This window comes from Corynebacterium lowii, from assembly GCF_001412085.1.
In the GTDB taxonomy this organism is placed as follows: Bacteria; Actinomycetota; Actinomycetes; order Mycobacteriales; family Mycobacteriaceae; genus Corynebacterium; species Corynebacterium lowii.
Map to the genome: position 1 here is coordinate 72,302 of NZ_LKEV01000008.1, position 19,563 is coordinate 91,864.

Annotated in this window: 15 protein-coding genes and 1 pseudogene; 5 read left to right on the top strand and 11 right to left on the bottom strand. The window is 64.2% G+C overall.

The window, feature by feature from the left end:
* Nucleotides 1–31: 31 nt before the first annotated feature.
* The 3 genes from Clow_RS10685 to Clow_RS10695 all read right to left on the bottom strand — a co-directional run bounded on the left by Clow_RS10685 (nt 32) and on the right by Clow_RS10695 (nt 3,991).
* Nucleotides 32–1,375, bottom strand: coding sequence for an aspartate aminotransferase family protein (locus Clow_RS10685; protein WP_055179056.1), 1,344 nt, complete (start codon nt 1,373–1,375; stop codon nt 32–34).
* A 69-nt stretch (nt 1,376–1,444) separates the two neighbouring features.
* Nucleotides 1,445–2,203: a MerR family transcriptional regulator gene (locus Clow_RS10690; RefSeq protein WP_055179058.1), complete on the bottom strand. Its 759-nt coding sequence runs from the start codon at nt 2,201–2,203 to the stop codon at nt 1,445–1,447.
* 48 nt (nt 2,204–2,251) lie between these two features.
* On the bottom strand, nt 2,252–3,991 hold the full coding sequence (locus Clow_RS10695) for a pyruvate dehydrogenase (RefSeq protein ID WP_055179060.1): 1,740 nt from the start codon (nt 3,989–3,991) through the stop codon (nt 2,252–2,254).
* A 178-nt stretch (nt 3,992–4,169) separates the two neighbouring features.
* Between Clow_RS10695 and Clow_RS10700 the strand changes: the two genes are divergently transcribed.
* Nucleotides 4,170–5,609 carry an MFS transporter gene (locus tag Clow_RS10700; RefSeq protein WP_055179062.1) on the top strand — a complete coding sequence of 480 codons (1,440 nt, stop codon included), beginning with the start codon at nt 4,170–4,172 and terminating at the stop codon, nt 5,607–5,609.
* A gap of 60 nt (nt 5,610–5,669) precedes the next feature.
* Here Clow_RS10700 and Clow_RS10705 read toward each other — a convergent pair whose 3' ends face one another.
* The 8 genes from Clow_RS10705 to Clow_RS10740 form a co-directional block, all read right to left on the bottom strand.
* Nucleotides 5,670–6,995, bottom strand: coding sequence for a C1 family peptidase (locus Clow_RS10705; RefSeq protein ID WP_055179064.1), 1,326 nt, complete (start codon nt 6,993–6,995; stop codon nt 5,670–5,672).
* A 22-nt stretch (nt 6,996–7,017) separates the two neighbouring features.
* Nucleotides 7,018–8,319, bottom strand: coding sequence for a C1 family peptidase (locus Clow_RS10710; RefSeq protein WP_055179066.1), 1,302 nt, complete (start codon nt 8,317–8,319; stop codon nt 7,018–7,020).
* 41 nt (nt 8,320–8,360) lie between these two features.
* Nucleotides 8,361–9,548 carry a type II toxin-antitoxin system HipA family toxin gene (locus Clow_RS10715; RefSeq protein WP_055179068.1) on the bottom strand — a complete coding sequence of 396 codons (1,188 nt, stop codon included), beginning with the start codon at nt 9,546–9,548 and terminating at the stop codon, nt 8,361–8,363.
* Entirely contained in the window at nt 9,545–9,757 is a 213-nt protein-coding gene (locus tag Clow_RS10720) for a type II toxin-antitoxin system Y4mF family antitoxin (RefSeq protein ID WP_055179070.1), read from the bottom strand. Before Clow_RS10720 ends, Clow_RS10715 begins: the two co-directional genes overlap by 4 nt.
* A gap of 156 nt (nt 9,758–9,913) precedes the next feature.
* A complete protein-coding gene (locus tag Clow_RS10725) occupies nt 9,914–10,705 on the bottom strand; it encodes a heme ABC transporter ATP-binding protein (protein ID WP_069724627.1) in 792 nt (263 codons plus the stop codon).
* Nucleotides 10,702–11,757 (bottom strand): FecCD family ABC transporter permease, encoded by a 1,056-nt coding sequence (locus Clow_RS10730; RefSeq protein ID WP_370871902.1) that lies wholly within the window; start codon nt 11,755–11,757, stop codon nt 10,702–10,704. The genes Clow_RS10725 and Clow_RS10730 overlap by 4 nt, the downstream gene beginning before the upstream one ends.
* Before the next feature lie 32 nt (nt 11,758–11,789).
* Nucleotides 11,790–12,872 carry a heme/hemin ABC transporter substrate-binding protein gene (locus tag Clow_RS10735; protein WP_055179072.1) on the bottom strand — a complete coding sequence of 361 codons (1,083 nt, stop codon included), beginning with the start codon at nt 12,870–12,872 and terminating at the stop codon, nt 11,790–11,792.
* On the bottom strand, nt 12,865–15,363 hold the full coding sequence (locus Clow_RS10740; RefSeq protein WP_082418658.1) for an HtaA domain-containing protein: 2,499 nt from the start codon (nt 15,361–15,363) through the stop codon (nt 12,865–12,867). The genes Clow_RS10735 and Clow_RS10740 overlap by 8 nt, the downstream gene beginning before the upstream one ends.
* A gap of 283 nt (nt 15,364–15,646) precedes the next feature.
* On the opposite strand from Clow_RS10740, the gene Clow_RS10745 reads away from it, so the two are divergent.
* The 4 genes and pseudogenes from Clow_RS10745 to Clow_RS10760 all read left to right on the top strand — a co-directional run.
* Nucleotides 15,647–17,047 carry a glycosyltransferase family 87 protein gene (locus Clow_RS10745; RefSeq protein WP_169786586.1) on the top strand — a complete coding sequence of 467 codons (1,401 nt, stop codon included), beginning with the start codon at nt 15,647–15,649 and terminating at the stop codon, nt 17,045–17,047.
* Nucleotides 17,048–18,508, top strand: a complete 1,461-nt coding sequence (locus Clow_RS10750) for a glycosyltransferase family 87 protein (protein WP_055179078.1) — start codon at nt 17,048–17,050, stop codon at nt 18,506–18,508.
* A gap of 86 nt (nt 18,509–18,594) precedes the next feature.
* Nucleotides 18,595–18,975 carry a DUF1304 domain-containing protein gene (locus Clow_RS10755; RefSeq protein WP_055179083.1) on the top strand — a complete coding sequence of 127 codons (381 nt, stop codon included), beginning with the start codon at nt 18,595–18,597 and terminating at the stop codon, nt 18,973–18,975.
* A 406-nt stretch (nt 18,976–19,381) separates the two neighbouring features.
* Nucleotides 19,382–19,563 (top strand): annotated as a pseudogene (locus Clow_RS10760) (L-serine ammonia-lyase, iron-sulfur-dependent, subunit alpha); the annotation flags it as partial.

Genomic DNA, 19,563 nt, shown 5'->3' on the forward strand with positions numbered 1-19,563 from the left:
GGCTGCTCAGTGACTGGGAGCTAACTGGGAGTTATAGCAGTGCGTCCACTCGGTCAATGGCGGCATCAATCACATCGAGGCCCTGGCGCAAATCTTCCTCGGGGATATTCAGCGGCGGGGCAATGTGAGTGCGGTTGGCGCTCACCATCGGCCACACCCCGTTCTCCTTGCAGTACTGCGCAAAGCCACCCAGCTCCGCCAGCGGCTCCTTGGTGGCGCTATCGCGCACAAACTCGATGGCCCAGAAGAAACCGCGCCCGCGCACCTCTCCCACGCTGGGGTGCTTGCTCGCTATCTCGCGCAGGCGGGAGCCGATCACGCTCTCCCCCAGCTCCGCCACGCGGGCAAAGATTCCCTCGCGCTCGTACACATCGAGGGCCGCCAGACCCGGCGCGCAGGCCAGGGGGTGCCCGGAGTAGGTGAGCCCACCGGGATACGGAGTTTGAGCGAAGGTCTCCACGATGGCCGGGGTGATGAGCACCCCGCCCAGGGGCACGTAGCCGGAGTTCACGCCCTTGGCAAAGGTCACCAGGTCCGGCGCGAGGTTTTCCCCGCCGTGCTCATAGGCGAAGAGGCGGCCGGTGCGGCCAAAGCCCACCATCACCTCATCAGCGATATAGAGAATGCCGTAGCGATCGCACAGATCGCGCACCCCTTGCAGATAACCCGCGGGCGGGGCGATCACGCCAGAGGAACCCACCATAGATTCCAGGATGATCGCGGCGATCTGCCCCGGCCCCTCGAAGAGGATGGTCTGCTCCAGGTGCTCCAAGGCACGGGCGCACTCCTGCTCCTCTGAGTCCGCATGGAAGGCCGAGCGGTACAGGAAGGGACCCCAGAAGTGGTACACGTCCCCGTCCGTGGTGGGGTTGCCCAGGCGACGCCCCTCGCCGGTGGCCATGATCGCGGAGCCGGTGGCGCCGTGGTAGCTGCGATAAGCAGCCAGAATCTTGTTCTTGCCCGTGTGCAGGCGGGCCATGCGAATGGCGTGCTCCACGGCGTCCGCGCCGCCGTTGGTGAAAAAGACGTGGCTGAACTCGCCCTGGGCGGACTCCACAATGCGGCGGGCTAGTTCCCCGCGCACGTCGCTGGCGAAGGCTGGGTTGAGGTTGGTCACCCGGCCCGCCTGGCGGCGAATGGCCTCCACCAGCTCGGGGTGGTTATGGCCGAGGTTGGCGCTTACCAATTGGCTGCCAAAGTCCAGGTAGCCCTTGCCCTCATAGTCATAAATGCGTGGCCCCTCGGCGGAGGCCACGGGCATGGGGTTGATTTTCGCCTGGGCGGACCAGGAGTGGAAAACGTGGGCGCGGTCATCAGCACGGACCTGGGATTCCGGAGAGTTGGTCACGGGGAAACCTCTTTTCCTTTTGCTCAAGGGAAGATTCCCCCGCCACCCTAATCCACATTCATCGCGGCGTCCGCCATATACCCCCAAAGGGGGTGATTAGCGCCACTCCACGGCGTTGAGGTCCACGCCCTCCTTGGCGGCATGGGCCTCCACCACGTCCCGCAGATACTCACAGTGCTCGCCATAGGCCTCTCGGAATCGCTCATCGGCCACATACATGCGGGCCAGAATCACCTGTTTAGCAGCAGTGACCTCATAAAACTTCCCAACGGATTCTCGGTGGCGCGCAGCCAGCGCGTCCGCCTCTTTTGAGCCCGGCTGCACTCCGCGCTCGGCGGCGGTTTCCAAGGCGGCACGAAACTCCTCCGCCTCGGCCTTCAAGCGCTCCGCGTCCTGCGGAGTCATTGAGGCCAGGCGGCGCTGCGATTCCTCCCACTCCGGGGTATCTCCCCAGCGCTCCTGAGCCTCGGCCTGATAGACCGGCCAGTTCTCGCCAAAAATCTTTATCTTGTCCTCCACGCTCATGGTGGCCTCTCCTTCCAGGATTGCATCCACTGCGCGGATCATTCCGCGCAGGTGAGCGGCCTTTTCCACCAGCACCCTGCGCTGCCGCAAGAGGTGTTCGCGGCGGGTAGCGGGGGCGTCGATAAGCTCCCCGATCTGGGCCAACGGTACCCCTGCGGCGCGGTAGACCAGAATGTTCATCCCCCGTTCCAGTTCCTCCTCCGTGTAGAGGCGGTACTGGCCAAGGGTGCGCCATTCGGGCCGCAAGAGCCCCACGGCGTCCCAGTGGCGCAGGGTGCGCGGGGTCACGCCGAGGATGTCCGCGGCCTGCCCGATGGTGTATTCGCTCACGGTGGCAATCCTGCAGCTTGACGCGGCGTGAAGGTCAAGGCGAACCGGCTACAGGCTGCGCGGGATGTTGCGCAGGTTGGAGCGCGCCATCGTGAGCATGGCGCCCACGCCGCCGCCAAAGACGGTGCGGGTGGCGGCCTTGGAGAAGCCCATGAGCATTTCCCAGGTGATGTTCGGCGGGATGGAGAGCGCGTTCGGGTCCGTGACCATATCCACCAGCACCGGGCCGGGGTAAGCCAGCGCCTCCTGGATACCGGCGCGCAGGTCGCGCGGGTCCTCGATGCGGATGGCCTTAATGCCCACGCCTTGTGCGATCTGGGCGTAATTCACGTGGTCATGGTCCGTCTCATATTCCGGCATGCCCTGCACGAGCATTTCCAGCTTCACCATGCCCAGGGAGGAGTTGTTGAACACAAACATCTTCACCGGCAGGTCGTGCTGCTTCACGGTGATGAGCTCGCCCATGAGCATGCTCAGGCCGCCGTCGCCACTAAAGGTGCACACCTGGCGGTTGCGGTCGGCCGCCTGCGCGCCGATGGCCTGCGGCAAAGCGTTCGCCATCGTGCCGTGGCGGTAGGAGCCCATGTCCACGCGCTTGCCGTTGGGGGTGAGGTAGCGCGCGGCCCACACGTTGCACATGCCGGTGTCCACGGTGAAGATGGCGTCCTCGGCGGCGAGTTCGTCGATGAGGGAGGCCGCGTACTCCGGGTGGATGGGCGTGTGCTTTTCGACGTCGTGGGTGTACGCCCCCACCACGCTTTCCAGGGCCTTGCAGTGCTTCTTGAGCATCTTGTCTAGGAAGGAGCGGTCGGTCTTTTCCTGGATATGCGGCAGGATATTCTCGATCACCGCCGCGGCATCGCCCACCACCGGGTACTTGATGGTGGTGCGCCGTCCGATGTGGGAGCCATCGACGTCGATCTGCGCCACGTTCTTCTTGGGCAGGAAGTCGTTATACGGGAAGTCCGTGCCAATGAGAATGAGCAGATCGGCCTCGTGGGAGGCCTCATGGCAGGCGCCGTAGCCGAGCAGGCCGGACATGCCCACCTCGAAGGGATTGTCGTACTGGATATAGTGCTTGCCTCCGAAGGCGTGGCCGATGGGGGCCTTAATTTTTTCGGCCAGTTGCAGCACCTGCTCGCGGGCGTTCTTGATGCCCGCGCCCACAAAGAGGGTCACCGTCTTAGCCTCGTTAATGGCCTTCACCAAGGCGGCGGCTTCCTGCGCATCCGGGTAGGCCACGGGGCAGCCGGAGGCGATAGCGGAATCAATAATGGTGGTGTCCTCCACCTCATCGGCGGCAATATCGCCGGGGATCACCAGCACGGATACGCCCTTACCCGCCATCGTGGACTGAATGGCGTGGTGGGTAATCACCGCGCCCTGGTCCGGGGAGTTCACCATCTCGCAGTAGCCGGAGCACTCCTGGAAGATCTGCTGCGGGTGCGTCTCCTGGAAGAACTGTGAGCCGATCTGCCGGGAGGGAATATGGCTAGCCAGGGCCAGCGTCTTGGCGCCGTTACGGTGAGCATCATAGAGCCCCTGGATGAGGTGCGTATTGCCCGGCCCGCAGGAACCCGCGCACACCGTGAGTTCCCCGGTAATGAGAGATTCCGCCCCGGCGGCGAAGGCCGCCGCCTCCTCGTTGCGCACGTGGATCCATTCGATGCTGGAATCCCGCACGGCGTCCACGATGGGGTTGAGGGAATCGCCCACCACCCCGTAAATGCGCTTGACACCCTGGCGCTCCAGGGCCTCTACCAGCACGTGAGCGTAATTCTTAGCCATCTCTGCGCTCTCCTTCCGCTATGTCCACGGGAGCGTTCTCCGGGGCGTCGATAAGCAGTCGATAAGCATGAACCCCGTGAGTTCGCTTCCGTTTGATGTTTGTTTATGTGGATATATCCAAGTATGCCGCGCAATGCCACCGCACGCCATGACCGTCCATTGGGTACAGTAACTTCCCATGCAACACAGTCCCGGAGCAGCGAACACCACACCCGCGCAGCGATGGACCTTCCTCGCGGTCATCAGCACCGGCCTCTTTCTCATCGGCATGGATAACTCCGTGCTTTTTACCGCGCTCCCCCAGCTAGAGGAGCAACTTCACACCACCGAGCGCCAGGCGCTGTGGATTATCAACGCCTACCCGCTCGTGCTCAGCGGCCTCCTGCTGGGCACCGGCACCCTGGGCGATCGCATTGGACACCGCCGCATGTTCCTCGTGGGCCTGAGTATCTTCGTCCTTGGATCGCTGACCGCCGCGTTTTCCCCCACCGCGATAGCGCTCATCGCTGCCCGCGCGCTGCTCGGCCTGGGCGGGGCCACCATGATGCCCGCCACCCTCGCGCTCATCCGCGTGACCTTCCGCAACGAGCGCGAACTCAGCACCGCCATCGGCATCTGGGGTTCCGTGGCGGTGGTGGGTGCGGCTTCGGGGCCGGTCATCGGCGGCGCGCTCTTGGAGGCCTTTTGGTGGGGCTCCGTCTTTCTCATCAACGTTCCCGTGGGCCTCATCGCCCTGGTGGCGGCCCTCATTCTCGCCCCGCCCAACCAACCCAACCCCGCCGCCCACTGGGATTGGCTTTCTTCCCTCCTCGCCCTCCTGACCGTCTCCGGGCTGGTGATGAGCATTAAGGAGGCCGCCCACTCCCCGCGCCAGTGGGGTCTGCTCGCGGTATCGCTGCTGGTAGTGGTGGTTGCCGGGGCCTGCTTTACCCTCCGGCAGCGCCGCCTTGCCGTGCCGCTTCTCGACGCCGCCATCTTCCGCAACCGCATGTTCAGCGGCGGGGTGCTCGCGGCTGCGGGGGCGATGTTTGCCATGTCCGGGCTGGAACTCACCACGACCCAGCGCTTTCAGCTCGCTTTGGGTTATAGCCCCCTGCACGCCGGGCTCGTGGTGGCGCTCGCGGCGGTGGCCGCCATGCCGCTTTCTATCCTGGGCGGTGCTTATCTGCACCGGCTGGGATTCCGCACGCTCATCACCGGGGGATTCGGCCTCATCTCCGGGGCTGTCTTGGTCAGCGCCGTGGGGCTGTGGGCGGATTCCATGCCGATTTTCCTCCTCGGTATCGCGCTGGCGGGCGCCGGGATGGGAGCGGCCATGTCCGTTTCTTCCACCGCCATCATCGGTTCCGCACCCAGGGAGCGGGCGGGCATGGCCTCTAGCGTGGAGGAGGTTTCCTACGAGTTCGGCAGCCTGCTCTCCGTGGCGATTCTCGGCAGCCTGCTACCCACCTTTCTCAAGGCCTTCACGGAGGGCGGAGCCACCTACGAGGACGCCTTTGATAGCTCTTACCTCGTTATCCTGTGCATCATCGCGGTGGTGGGGGCGGTTTTCGCCGCCATAACCGCCTGGTGCTTCCAGGGCAATCCCCGCCGCACGCCCTTTGGGGAGGGGCACTAGAGGGTGCTAAGGCGGGGCTCTTTGGCCGCTCCGGGCACTTTGGCCTCTTAGGCTTACCGCTTAGGCCAGGGCGCCCATCGGGTCCCAGGCGGGCAGCGCCACCGGCTCGGAATCCCTGGCTTGCAGCACCTCTTCGGGTAGAAAACGCGGGGGCACGGCGATCTCAAAGACGTACGGGTCAAACCAGGAATCGTCCATAGTCCAAAAGCCCTTCTCCGCCTTCTCATCGCCCCAAGAGTTCTCCACCCGCCAGCGGCGCGGGGTGCCCTCCGCACTCAGGTCCACGCCGGTGAGCACCATCGCGTGTTCCATGAGGGATTCCCCGGTGCGCAGGCGCTCTTCCTTGCTCATCTGCATGGGCACCCCGTACAAGCCCTCGTAGTCGTAGAGATCGGCCGCCCAAAAGCCGGTTTCCCTATCGGCCTGGCGGGTGGTCTCGCAGCCAAACCACACGGGCAGGCCCTCCGCCACGGCAGCGCCCGCGGCCTTTTTAAGCACCTCCATCGGGGCGTTGAGGTAGGTCACCGCTCCCGCGCCCACCACATTGCCCAGGTAATCCACCGTGTAGCGGGCGCGATAGGGGTGGCGGGGATCGTTGACCACGCACACGTACTCGCCCAAGTCCGGCGGCAGGTAGATGGAGGCAAACTCCTTCGGGGTTAGCTCGCCTTCACGGTGAAACTCGCCCTCCTTATCCCGGTACTGCCACACAAAACTCTCCGGCGGCACCCCCAGGTGAATGGTGAGGATGCGGTACACATCGCGCAGGGTTTCCTGGTGTACCTCCTGCTGTTCTTCCACGGCTGCCGACGCCTCTGCTTCTGCTGCCTCGCGCAGGCGCAGCGCCGCACGGCGCAACACGGTATTGAGGTCACGGTTGAGCTTGGCGGTATGGGAGCTGGAATGGGTCTCCGGCATGGCGTACTTGGGTACCACCCCGTACTTCTCCACCAGGGAAACAAACATGTTCCACTGGCCGCCATCCTCAATGGGGGTGCGCAGGAGGTGGGAGACGGTGCGATCGTCAAGTTCGCGTTCACTCAATTCCTGCATAGAGGTGAGGAAGTAATTGGCCTTTTCCAGCTTGTCGTAGAAGTGGATATAGGCCTGGGAGAACTCAAAGTCCTTAATCTTGTGGCGCGCCATCACCTCCCCGCGCAGGGAATTAAGCCCCGCAAAAATCCAGCAGCGCCCGGAGCGCTTCTGGTTAGCCACGGCCCAATCGTCCACCTTGTGCGATACCGAGGAATCCAGGGCCACCACGGCCTGCCGATTCAGCGCCACGCGGTCAATATCGGTGCCTGCCACCGCGTTAGCGGCCAGGCGCAGGGCGGGGTCGGCGTCGATAGCGGTGGCGTATTCACGGTTCCATTGCGTGTAATCCATTGTTTTTCTTCTCCGTTCTCGCTTAAGCCATCGCGTCCCACACCGGCAGGGTCACCGGCGGCGTGGATAGTGCCGCACGCAGGTGCTCGGGCAGGTGCTTCGGGTGCACCACCACGGCAAACACATACTGGTCAAACCACGCCTGAGACATCGTGGCGTAGCCCTTATCCGCCGCCTCATTCTTGGCGCTCTGATTCTTCTCACCCCAGGAGTTCTCCACTCGCCAGCGCGCAGGTTCGGGGTCATAGCCACTGAGCACCATCGCGTGCGTGAGCACCGATTCCCAGGTACCCATGCGCTGCGCCTTCGTCGTGGTGGTATCCACCCCGTAGAGGGCATCGCGCTCAAAGACGTCTACGTCCCACACCCCCATATCCCGGTGGAACTGAGCGTCCACATTGCAGGCAAACCACACCGGCTCCTCCGCACGCACGCTATCGACGGCCGCCTGCGTGACGTCGGCAAGCTCCGCGTTGAGGTAGGTAAAGAAGTCCGTTCCGGGCACGCTCGTTTGGGTATCAATGCTGTAGCGCACCCCCACCTCACGCTCCGGGCGCGGGTCGTGGCCGAGCACCACGTACTCGCCTAAGTCCCGGGGCAGGTACTTCGTGGCAAACTCTCTCGGGGTGATCTCCCCTTCCCGGTGAAACTCGCCCTCCTTATCCCGGTACTGCCACACAAAACTCTCCGGTGGCACGCCCAGGTGAATCACGAGGATACGGTGCACATCGCGCAGAATCTCCTCCTTGCTGCCCTCCCCTCGGCTCAGGCGGGCCACGCCCCGGCGCAGCACGGTATTAATATCGCGGCGCAGGTGCGCGGTATGGGAGCTGGAATGGGTCTCCGGCATGGCGTACTTGGGCACCGCGCCGTACTTTTCCACCAGGTTCACCGCGTAGTTCCACTCGGCACCATCGCTCACCGGCGCTTGCAGCAGGTGGAAGGCGCGGCGGGATTCGAAGTCATCAAGTTCCTCCGAGATCGCGTCAAGAAAAATCTCCGCCTTGCCCAAGAGGTCATAAAACTGAAGGTAGGCCTCGGAAAACTCAAAGTCCTGTATACCTAGATTCTTGGCAATCCGGTGGCGGAACACGTTGAGCGCCGCGAACATCCAGCAGCGGCCGGATTGCTTTTGATCGGTGACTTTCAGGGAATCTAATTTGGTCTCCACCGCGGGATTGAGCGCCACCATCGCCCGGCGATTAAAGGCCACCTCGTCCACATCCGTGGTGGTCACGGCGTTAGTGGCAAAACGCACCTGCGGGGTATCGGCGCTGGCGCGCAGGGCTTGGAGGTCCTGTGTTGTGAGGGAAAAATCAGGCATGGCACGAAGATAACAGAGGGGTGGGACACGGGTGGTCCTTTTCAGGCGAACCTCATTCTGCGGCGCTCCAACTCCCGCTGTGCTTCCTCTTGTGCCCAGTGCAGGGGCGAACCGCTCAGCGGCAAGAACGATAAGTCTACGGCGGCGGCCCGAAGAACCACCTCATTAGCGCTGTGAGCTACCGCCTGGGGTAGGCCGATGGAGGCGGCAAAATCATCCCAGTGCTGCTTTTTGAGATTCTTCATTTTCCCCGAAAGGGGAAGGGCCATCGTCATATCCCGATATAAGACGGTGCAAGGCACATCGTAGATGGGCGCGATATTCCACCGGCCCTTTTCATCCTGCAAAAGGGAGATATTCTTGGCGTGCAGATCCCCATTGCCGGTGAGCCAGGCAAAGAGAAATTGCATATACAGATTACGGGTGGCAATCAGCGGCGCCTGCGTACGAGAGGCCACGGCCCGCACCACCTCTTCCGCGTCCACCCCGTATTTGGCGGCCGGAAGAATATTCAATATTTGTGCGGCATCCTCCACTGCCAGGCGCGTGATTTTTCCATTCTGATCCGCGCGGCGATCAAAGCGCGTGACGAGCAAACCCGACACACCATTGCGATCACGCACCACCTGGTGCTGGCTCACGGGTAGCCCCATCGTGACCGCGTGGCGGAGGTGAAGGGCCTCATTGAGCACGAGGTGCGGGTGTTCGGGCGGGTCAATTTTGAGGATCGCGTGGTGCTGGCCCATCTGTAATGGCATATTCACCATTGAGGCAGAGGCCTTATTTTGCACCCCAGCCAGGGCATAAGCATCGGTTTTTCCGGTGACTTCGAGAAAATCCAGCTCCTCCGGCTGCTGATGAACCAACGGCTCCGGCACTTCCACGGGGCTACCTGCGGGCACCACCTGTACATCTCCCGGAGTATCCGCCCCCACGGCCAAGAGCAGGGTGAGTTCATCATCGAGGGAGGTTTTTGTTGCTCTTTGAAGCAAGGTGAGGCGGTGCCCCTCCGGGAGCAGACCCGTGAAGAAGGGAGGGAGCCCGCCACCGGCGCGGATCACCGGCCCCTCCACCCGCGGAAGAGTGTGCGCTATCTGTGGACCTGAGTATTCCGGGCGATAGCGGAACTCCACCTCTCCGGCGTCATTGCGCCGAAGCGTGGCCGCAAGCGCGCCGCGCTTGTACACATCCGCCTCCCGGCACAGGCGCAACTCGGATAAGTCCCTCATTCCGCCACCTCTATCTTCAAACCCAGCACGGCCAGCACCGTGAGCACGGCCTTGAGTCCGGGAGTGCCCGTTCCCTTTTCGATCTCCCGCACGGTGCGGTCGGAAAGACCGGCGAGTTCGGCTAGTTGCTGCTGAGTGAGCAGGTATTCCTTGCGCGCGGTGCGCACGGCGGCCCCGATCTCCTGGGCACTGGTGGATATATCGAGCATGATTCGGAGGAATCCTTCCGAAAAGAGGTATTTTGCCTCCGAGAATACCCCGCCGAGAGGCCAAACGGAAGAATTATTCCGAAACCGCCCTCAAAGGCGCCCCACACACCCCTCAAAGCCCCAAAACGGAAGAATCCTTCCGCTAGGGCTTGAACGCTAGGGTTTCGCCGGGAACTCCACCCGCGCCGCCCTCTGCGGGCGAATCCACAGGCCACCCTCGGGGCTCTCCCCCACCGCCACCGGCCACTGATATACCTCGCTCAGGCGCGGGGCGGTGCACACCTCGGCGGGGCTGCCCACCGCCACCAATTCCCCGGCGCACAATAGCGCCACGCGGTCGCATACCCGCGTGGCCGCCGCCAGGTCGTGCAGCACCACGATCACGCCGATGCCGGTATCGGCCAGGTGCCGCGCCAAAAGCAGGGCGTGTTCCTGGTGGCCCAGGTCCATCGCCGCCGTGGGTTCGTCGAGAAGCACGCAGCGCGCCTCCTGGGCCAGCACACGGGCCAGGGCCACCCGCGCGCGTTCCCCGCCGGAAAGGGTGGTGACCTCCCGATCTTCTAGGTGGCGCACCTGCACCGTGTCCAGGGCATAATCCACCATCGCGGCGTCGCGCTGGGTATCGCGCGGCCAAGGTGTGCGCCCCAGGGCCACCACATCGCGCACCAGGTGGGCGAAGGAAACCGTGGTGTCCTGCGTCATCACCGCCCGCAGGCGCGCGGCCTCGCGGGGGCGATACTCGGCATGGGGTTTGCCGTCCAAGAGCACCGTTCCCGCCGCCGGCGAAAGATCCCCGGCCAGCGCCGCCAGCAGCGTGGACTTTCCCGCCCCGTTGGGGCCGATGAGCCCCAGTACCTCGCCGGGGCGAACGCCCACGGAGACGTCGTGAAGCAACTCGCGCTCGCGCACCCGCACGCTGAGGTTGCGGGCCTCTAGCAGATAACTCATGCGTGGCCTCCCCGGCGCAGGCTGCGGCGCAGCAGAATAAAGAAGGTAGGCCCGCCCACGAGGGCGGTAAAGACACCGATGGGGAGGTCCGCGAAGGGAATGAGGGTGCGCGCGGCAAGGTCGGAGAGGGTGACCAGTACCCCGCCGCCCAGGCAGGATAGGGCCATGAGCCACCCGTGAGAGGGGCCGATGGCCTGGCGCAGAATGTGCGGGACGATGAGTCCCACGAAGCCGATCACCCCGGCGAAGGCCACCGCGAGTGCCGCCAGCGCCGTCGAGAGCCCCACGATGAGCAGGCGGCTCAGCCCCACGTTGAGGCCCACGTGCGCGGCGGCGCGCTCGCCCAGGCTGAGCACGTCCAGGCGCGGGGCGATCAGGCAGGCCGCCGCCGCGCACACCACGATGGGCAGGGCCACGGTGGCTACCTGCTGCCACAGCGCCCCGTTAAGCGAACCCATCTGCCAGAAAATGATCTGCTCGCGCGCCGAGGTGGGTGCCAGGAAGATCAACACGGAGATCACGGCCCCTGCCACGGCATTGACGGCAATGCCGGTGAGAATGAGCGTGACCACCCGCACCTGCCCGTCAAAGGAGGCCAAGCGGTAGACCGCCGCCGCGGTAATGAGCCCGGTGATAAAGGCCAGGATGGGAATGGTGGCCATGCCCGCGAAGTTCAGACCAAAGACGATACCTGCGGCCGCGCCCACCCCCGCCCCGGAGGTCACGCCGATCACGGAGGGTTCCGCCAGGGGATTACCAAAAAGCCCCTGGAGCAGGGTACCCGCCACGGCCAGGGCCGCGCCCACCAGCAGGCCCAGCACAATGCGGGGCAGGCGAATCTGCCAGATCACGCTCGTGGCTATCTCCTGCCCGCCGGGGCCTGCCCGCAGCGCCGAAACCACCTCGGATGGGGAGAGGCTGAACTGCCCCAGCACGAGGTTCGCAGCCAGGGAGACCAGCAGGGCCGCGAGGAGCACGCCCAAGGTGATAAGGCGCGCCCGTCCGCGCCGTTCCAGGGCGGAGGGTTGCTCCACGGCCGAGGGTTCGGCTATCGACGCCCCCGCTGTATCGGTGGTGCCCTCCCTCACTGGCTATCACCCAGGTACACGGCCTTGGCCGCGCGCACCAGGGAGAGCCCGGCCTGCGGGCCCATCGAGATCGCCTCGGAATCGGGGAGGGACACAATGCGGCGGTTCTTTCCCGCCTCCGTCTGGCTCACGCCGGGGCGGGCCAGCAGGCCCTCGATTCCGCCCGCCGATTCCAGGCCCTTTTCCATCACCACGATCACTTCGGGGTTGAGTTCCGCCAGGGATTCCGCGTTGGCGGGCTTGACGTCCACAATCCCGGCCTCGCTGGCCACATCGCGCCCGCCCAGGGCCTTAATCATGTTATCCGCGCCGCTGCCCTCGCCCAGGATGAAGAACACCCCACCATCGCCGCGCATATAGAGGTAGGCCATGCGCAGGCGCTCCTCGCCGTAGGGGGCGAGGTCGTTTACCTCGGTGCTGGCCTGCTCCATCTGGGAGCGGCTGCGCTCACCCAGGGTCTTGCCCTCCTCGCGCACGCCGAGCGCCCCGGCCACCAGGGTTACGTCATCTTCCAGGGAGTCCTGGGTGCGGCGAGGATCGAGCACGGCCACGGGGACACCGGCGTCGCGCAGCTGCTGAATCACCTCGGGTGGCCCCACGGAATCATCCACCAGCACCACGGTGGGGCGCAGCTGCAAGATGGCCTCGGCGTTGAGGCTGTGGCCGCTTTCCGTCACCACGGGCAGATCTGCCAGGGCGGGCTCCTCGGAAGAAACCGTGCGGCCCACGAGGTTATCGCCCAGGCCCAGCCCGCTCACGGTGCGCGAAAGCGTGCCGTAGAGGTCCAGGGCCAGAATCCTCGATACGTCGGTGACCTCCACAGTGGTGCCCGTGGCGTCGCTAAAGCTCACCGGCAATTGCGGGGAGGGAGAATCGGTCACCGGCTCGATGTCCCCCACCGGCTGTGCGGAGGAAGGCCCGGTGAGTTCGTGCGGGTTCAGCGCCTCGCTGCGCGGGGGCAGTTGCTCTACCTGGTTGGTGGCGTTTACCTCCTGCCCATTGTTGGTGGCGGTGCTACAGGCTCCTAACGTGAGGGTGAGGGCCGTGACCAGGGCAATCAGGATTTTCTTGTTATTCATCGTTTGCCTCCACCTTCTTCGTCGCGCGGGTTCCCATGAAGAGGTACACGCCCAGGCCCACCAGGCCCAGGAACACCACCGCCAGCGAGGGCGGGGTCATGGGGTTTTCCGCCAGCGCCATCGCCACGCTGCGCGGCTGCTCCTGTTCGCTATCGAGCAGGCTGGTGCGCGAGCCGGTTCCCTGGTTATTCATCTCCACCGGGGTCTCGGCCTCCGTGGTGGGGGCCTCGGTCTCCTTGCTCAGCTTGGCAATCTCTTCCTTGGAGAGGGTCTTGGCACCCGCTCCGGCGCTGCTCGCGGCCTCCGCCCCGGTCACGGCCCCACAATCGGCGCTGCCGGACAGCGCCGCTTTGAAGCTCACGGGGGCCATCTCCGTACCGGCGGGGTAGAAGTTCCCCAAGGCCTGAGCACCGGCGGCCGTCAGCGAGGCGGCGGCGGTGCCGTCCAGGACGTCGCCATTCACGGAGGTATTCACGGCGAGGTCGGCCACGGCGATGCGGCCGTAATCCACGGGATTGCCCTCGGTATCATTCGAGGTCACCTGGGCAACCAGGGTGCCCGCCCCACCCTCAAACTGCACCTCGGGGTTGGCAATGGTGGTATTGAGCACCCCATCGTGGCCGTAGAACGTCACCGCGCCGCCGTGGCTGATCGTGCCGCGCCCGGCGGTGGTATCCACCGCGCCGCTATTGCCGCTAAACACAAAGGCCCCGCCCGATTCCTCCGCGCCGCTGAGCCGCCAGCCGCCATGCGCGATGGGGCCGCGCACATAGGTGCGGAAGGAATCCTTCACGCCCCAGCCCAGGCGGGCATCGGATACAGCCTTGGTGGCCTCGGCGTTGCAGGTATTGCTTGCCGACGCCGCCCCAGAGTTCCCCGTCCCCGCGTTTGGCGCGGCGGGGCTCGCCTTGCTGGCCATGCCGGTGTTGCTGGCGCCGGGTGCGCCCACATTGAGGGCCGGGGCGGCGTCGTTCTGCGAGCCCTGTGATCCCTGGGTGCCCTGGGCGGTTCCGGTGTCTTGGGCGGCGCCATTGCTGGCGGGGCTGCTGGGCTGGTACTGGCTGAGGTCGGTGGCGCAGCCCTCCGCCCCGCTTGCCTTCACAGTCACGTCCAGGGGATCGGCCTGGTTATTGCCCTCGCCGTAGTTGCCACCAAAGGCACGGTTGCCCTCGGCGGTGATGTAGCCGCTGCCGTGCAGGCGCACCTCCCCGGAGGCCAGGGCTTGCTCCGTGATCGGGGTATCCAGGGTGAACTCCGCAATCGCGGTCTGGGTGCCGGTTTCCTGGCCGGTGACCTTGGCATCGGCGGTGGGACGATTGACGGTATTGGAGCTAAAGTCCGCGATGATCTGGGCCTGGTTGCCGCGCACCTTCACGCTCATATTGCTCAGTTCGATGCTGAGCAGACCCAGGTGGCCGTGGAGTTTCACGGTTCCGGCCAGCGGTATATCCGCGCCCTCGGCGGTGACTGTGGCGCTGCCCTGCGGGGAGGTCCACAGGAATTGGCCGTCCGCTCCGCCCTGGGAGCCCTGGTACTCCACGCCGTCGAGGTCCCAGCCGCCGAGCGCGATGGGGCCGGTGAGGTAATTGCGGAAGGACTGCTTGATACCCCAGCCCGCCGACGCCGCCGTGACCTGGGAGCACTGCGCGGATTGCGGGGCTTGTTGTGCGGGCTGCGAGGCAGCCGGAGCCGCAGTGGGCTCAGCACTTGGCGACGTCGCGGGGGTGAACTCCCCCGGCGTGGACGCTCCCGGTGCCGATTCCCCCGGTGCCTGGGCGATCTGTGCCCCCGCGTCCACCTGCCCGCACGCGCCTTGGCCTGCGGCGGTGCTCAATTGCAGGATCATGGGATCGCCCTGGTTATTCCCCTCCCCGTAGTTTCCACCGAGGGCCTGATTAGCCTCCTCCGTGAGGCGAGTGGCGGCGGTTATCAGAGCGTTGCCCTGCTCGTCGAGGGACTGGGAAAGCGGCTTATCCAGGTCGAGTACGGCCAGAGGCACGCGCTCCCCGCTGCCGCCACCCAGACCCAGCACGCTGGAAAGCAGTTCGGGGGAATCGCTGCCCATGCGCCCAAGAATCTGCCCCTGGTTGCCGCGAATCTGCACCTCTAGATCGCTCATGGTGATGCTGAGTGCACCAAAATGTCCGCTCATACGCACGGAGCCGAGCAGCGGAATATCGGCGTTATCCCCCTCAATGGCGGCTGCCGAGGGATCGGCCGCAAAGCGGAAGGCACCGCCCTCCCCCTTTTCTTCCCCGTGGAACTCCGCGCCATCGAGCTCCCAGGAGCCCATAGCGATAGGGCCGGTGAGGTAATTGCGGAAGGATTGCTTGATACCCCAATCCATATGGCCGGCGTTGAGCGTGCGACATTGCTCCGCGTGTGCCACGGAGGTCATGGCGGGCGGCCCCGTTACCGGTGCTGTCACGAGGGTGAGTCCGGCGACGGCCATCGAAGCCGCCATGATCTTCCAAGGCGATGCGGAGCGCATACGGGGTTCCTCTCAGCGAAAAATACGCGACCTCATATCTTAAGGGAGGCCTTAGTAAGGGAACACTACCCTGACCGGGATGTACTCGTAAACACCGTATCCCGACAAAACTAAGATTATTGCCCCGGCGCTCCACCCAGGCGCTAACATCAATGAAGTCCCTAGCGATAACTCCTATAAGACTCATTGAGTCCACCCCGAGTTCCCGCCTCCCATATTTGCGAAAAGTACCTGTATGCCACGCCGCTCTTCCCCTCGGACCCGCGTCTTCACACCCCTCACCTTGCTCTTTGCTTTGCTCTTTGGGGTGGTTAACGCGGCGATGTGGTTTCAGCGCCAATCCACGGATGACTGGGCCTCGCTCTGGATCGCCGGGGAGATGGTGGTGCGGGGTGATACGCACCTTCTCTATGACATCTGGGAGAAGGATTTTTCCCGCTGGACCGAGCGCGTCTGGGTCTCCTACATAGAGGACAACGATAACTACACCTTCCCCCACCCCTTCGTGCACATTCCCCTGGTGGCCTGGTTTACCTCCATCCTCACCAGGATTATGAGCTACGGCACCGCAGAGGTGATTCTCACCTTTGCCCAGGGCTTTTGCCTGGTGGTTTTGGTGGCCTCCTCCTATACCCTGTGGTTCAAAAAACCCATGAGGCTGCCCTACCTCGCCGCCGCCACCTTGTTACTGTGGCTCACCGCCGCCTTCCAACTCTCCTCCAATATCGGGCAGACCACCCCGCTCATCCTCGCCGCCATCGCCTATGGCCTGGCGATGGCCGCACACCGGCCCCGCATTTCCGGGATCGTGCTGGGCATTGCCGCCGCCATCAAGCTCACCCCGCTGAGCCTGATTCTCCCCTTGGGAATGTTCCGCTCCACCCGCCGCACCGCCTTCATTACGGCGCTCACCGCCGCGATCATGGTGGGGCTTTCCTTCTTCCTCGGCGGCGCAGCGGTATTCCAGGAGTGGATGCACACCCTCGGCTGGCTCAATAGCCGCGGCATCGTGGATAAGGTGAATCAGAGCTTCGTCTCCGTGTTCTTGGAGCCCAGCGTGGATCGCACCGTGCAGCTGGGAAAGCGCACGGAGGATCTTTTCGTTCCCATCGTGGAGGATATTCCCACGTGGATCGCCGTTATTCCCCGCGTGGTCACGGTGCTGGGCCTCATCGGCGTGTGCTGGGCCGCCCTGCGTAATCGCGCCCGCGCCTTTGAGATTCTTTCCGTGGGAGGCTTTACCGTGGCCACCCTCACCGCCAGCATCCTGTGGACGCACTACCTCATCATCGTGGCCCTGCCCATCATGGGCACCCTAGCCTTCACCCCGCGCCACCGAGCCAAGTACGTGTACCCGGCCCTGGCTTTATTTACCGCGCTTTTGCTGCCCCCCTTGGCCCAGGAATCTCCCTTCTATGTGCAATGGCTGGGGCTCGTCTCCCTGACCCTGCATCTCATTCTCTTCCTCCTGGTGGTGGGGGCGCCGCGCACCAGCAGACAGGCTGCCGAGCACACCACACCGCTGCGTTCCCACTCCCGCTTCCGCCCCCGGCGCGGCGGAAAGCCACGGCTGTCAAGGCGGCGTCGATCGCAGGGCGATAGAAGCACCTACGACACCGCCTTGAGCCCCGATCCCGGCACCATCGCCGCGGATCAGCACCAATTGGAAAGGATCGTGCCCTAAATGCGTTCCCCCGCAGTATGGAACCCGGCCACGCTCCTCGTGGCCATTCTTTTTGGTGTTCTCAACGCCATCTTGTGGATTACCAAAAGCGATAGCAGCGATCTTTCTACCCTCTGGACGGCTGGCGAGCTCGTGCGTTCAGGCGATACGGCCCGCCTCTACGATTTTTCGGCTTACGACGGCCGCCCCTTCCTCTACCTTCCCTTCCTCGGCGCGCTCATGGCACCCATCACGGCGGTCATGTCCTTCGGCGTGGCGGAGTTCCTGCTCGCCGCCGCCCAGGGTTTCGCCCTGGTAGCCCTCGTGGCCTCTGCCTATACCCTGTGGTTCCGGCATGCCATGCCGCTGATGTGGCTCATTCCCCTTTCCACTTTGTTGTGGTTCAGCGCGGCGTTCCAGGTAGCGGGTGCTCACGGTCAGATCAACCCCCTCGCCCTGGCAGCCGGAATCTGGGCGCTCACCGCGGCGCGCGATTACCCGGTGCGCGCGGGGGTCATACTCGGCGTTTCTTCCTCTTTTACGCTCACCCCCTTGGTTCTCGTGCTGCCCCTCCTGCTATGGCCCAGCACCCGGCTTTCGGCCGCGTGGGCGTCGGTAAGCGCCGGGGCGATGGTTGTGCTCTCCTCTCTTTTGACTGGGCTCGCCAGCGTGCGTGAATGGGTCTCCGCCCTGCGGCAGGTGATCGGTGGAGCGCTGGTGGACCGGGAAAATCATGCGCTCAGCTCCATCGTCATGGGGCACCGGGAGCCCCTGCCCAGCGGGACCACCGCCCACATTCTCACCGAAGTTCCCCTATGGGTGAATCTTTTGCCCGCCCTCATGGCCCTTCTCCTCGCCGCGGCTACCTGCTGGGCGGCGTGGGTTCACTCCCGCTACGCCTTGGAGATTCTGCTCGTGGGTTGGCTGTGCGCGGCTTACCTCGCCTCCCCGCTGCTGTGGTCTCATTCCCTGCTCGTGCTGCTTCTGCCCGTCATGGGGATACTGGCGATGGCGCGCACGCAGCTCCACCAGGATGTTCTGTGGACCGCCGTGGTGTTTACCGCACCCCTGCTGTTTTGGCCGCTGGCCTCCACCACCAACTTCGATGGCCACGGCTGGGCTTCGCCGTGGGGAGAGTTGCTAGCAGCCGTGCTTATTCCCGTCATTTTCCTGGCGGGCGCCGTGTTCTCTGGTGCGTCCTCTTCTGTGCCCCCTTCTTCACGGCTCGGAGGGATGGGACGCGAGGCCCAGAGCGCCCCGCGTCCATCTGCCGAGGCCTTCGACCTGCACGAGTGGTACCGGAGCAACTATCGACGCTCCCGTGACTTGCTCCAGCACCTCCCCCGCCCGCAACGCCCGGAGCCCTACGTGGGCCGCCATTCCGCCGCCCGCCGCAGCCGCGATACTGCTTCCCGCACCCAGGATTCCTATGCTCGGGATTCCTCTACCCCGGAAGAGCAGCCGAGTACTGAACAGGAATAAACCTCACTCCTGAGTGGTTTATAGTTGTGGACATATCACCGCGCTTGAGGCATACCCCTGGGCGCGCCCTTAATGAAAGGACACTCATGCTCGCTCTGGGCTTTATCTTTGCCACCCTCGCGGCCCTGGTTCACGTATTCATCTTCTATCTGGAATCCTTCGCCTGGGAAGGCGATAAAGCCCGAGCGCTCTTTGGCACCACCCCGGAATCAGCGCGCCTCACCAAGTTCAACGCCTACAACCAAGGCTTTTATAACTTCTTCCTAGCGGTGCTCGTCTTTGCCGGGCTCATCGCCCTCATCTGGAGCCGCACCGTGGGAATCACCCTGGGCCTGGCCGGCGTCGTTCCCATGCTCGCCGCCGCCACCGTGCTCTTCGTCTCCTCCAAGCCGCACCGCTCCGCCGCCATCAAGCAGGGTTCCTTCCCTCTGCTGGCCACGGTGTTCCTGCTCATCGCCGCGGTGTAGGTTTTCCAATCGCTGTATTGCGCTATATGGCGCTATCCCTCGTGGTATTCCCCCGCGCGGTGTTCTACACTAAGCAAAAACCACTATCAGAGGAGAAAACATGCTGAGCGTGAGCTTGGGCCTTTTCGACGTCGCGGGGGATATGGCCTCCTACTACATCGCTACGATCAATAGCCTGCTGGGTGGCTTTGCCCCCGTGCCGCCGCTTTCCTAAAGGCAGCGCCCCGCGTCCTCCTCACCTGTCGGAATGGTAAACCCCTACTCGGGTGCCAGCACATTCATCGGTGTGGAGGGTTTTTCTGGCTTCAAGTTTGAAGCTATACCTCATCGGAAGGTTTTAGCGGCTCTTCGCCTTAAGGTTGTTCGAGCATTGCCCCAGATCATGACGGCCGGCGAGGAAAATGTCACCGGGCTTTGCGCCGTGCTAGAGGGCAGCCCGCAGCAGGTGACCTGCGCAGCCAAGATCGGCTTGGAACACAACCTCGGGCTAACCTGCGACCCCGTGGGCGGACTCGTGCAGATCCCCTGCATTGAGCGCAATGCAATTGGTGCAGTGAAATCCATTAACGCCGCCCGCCTGGCAAAACT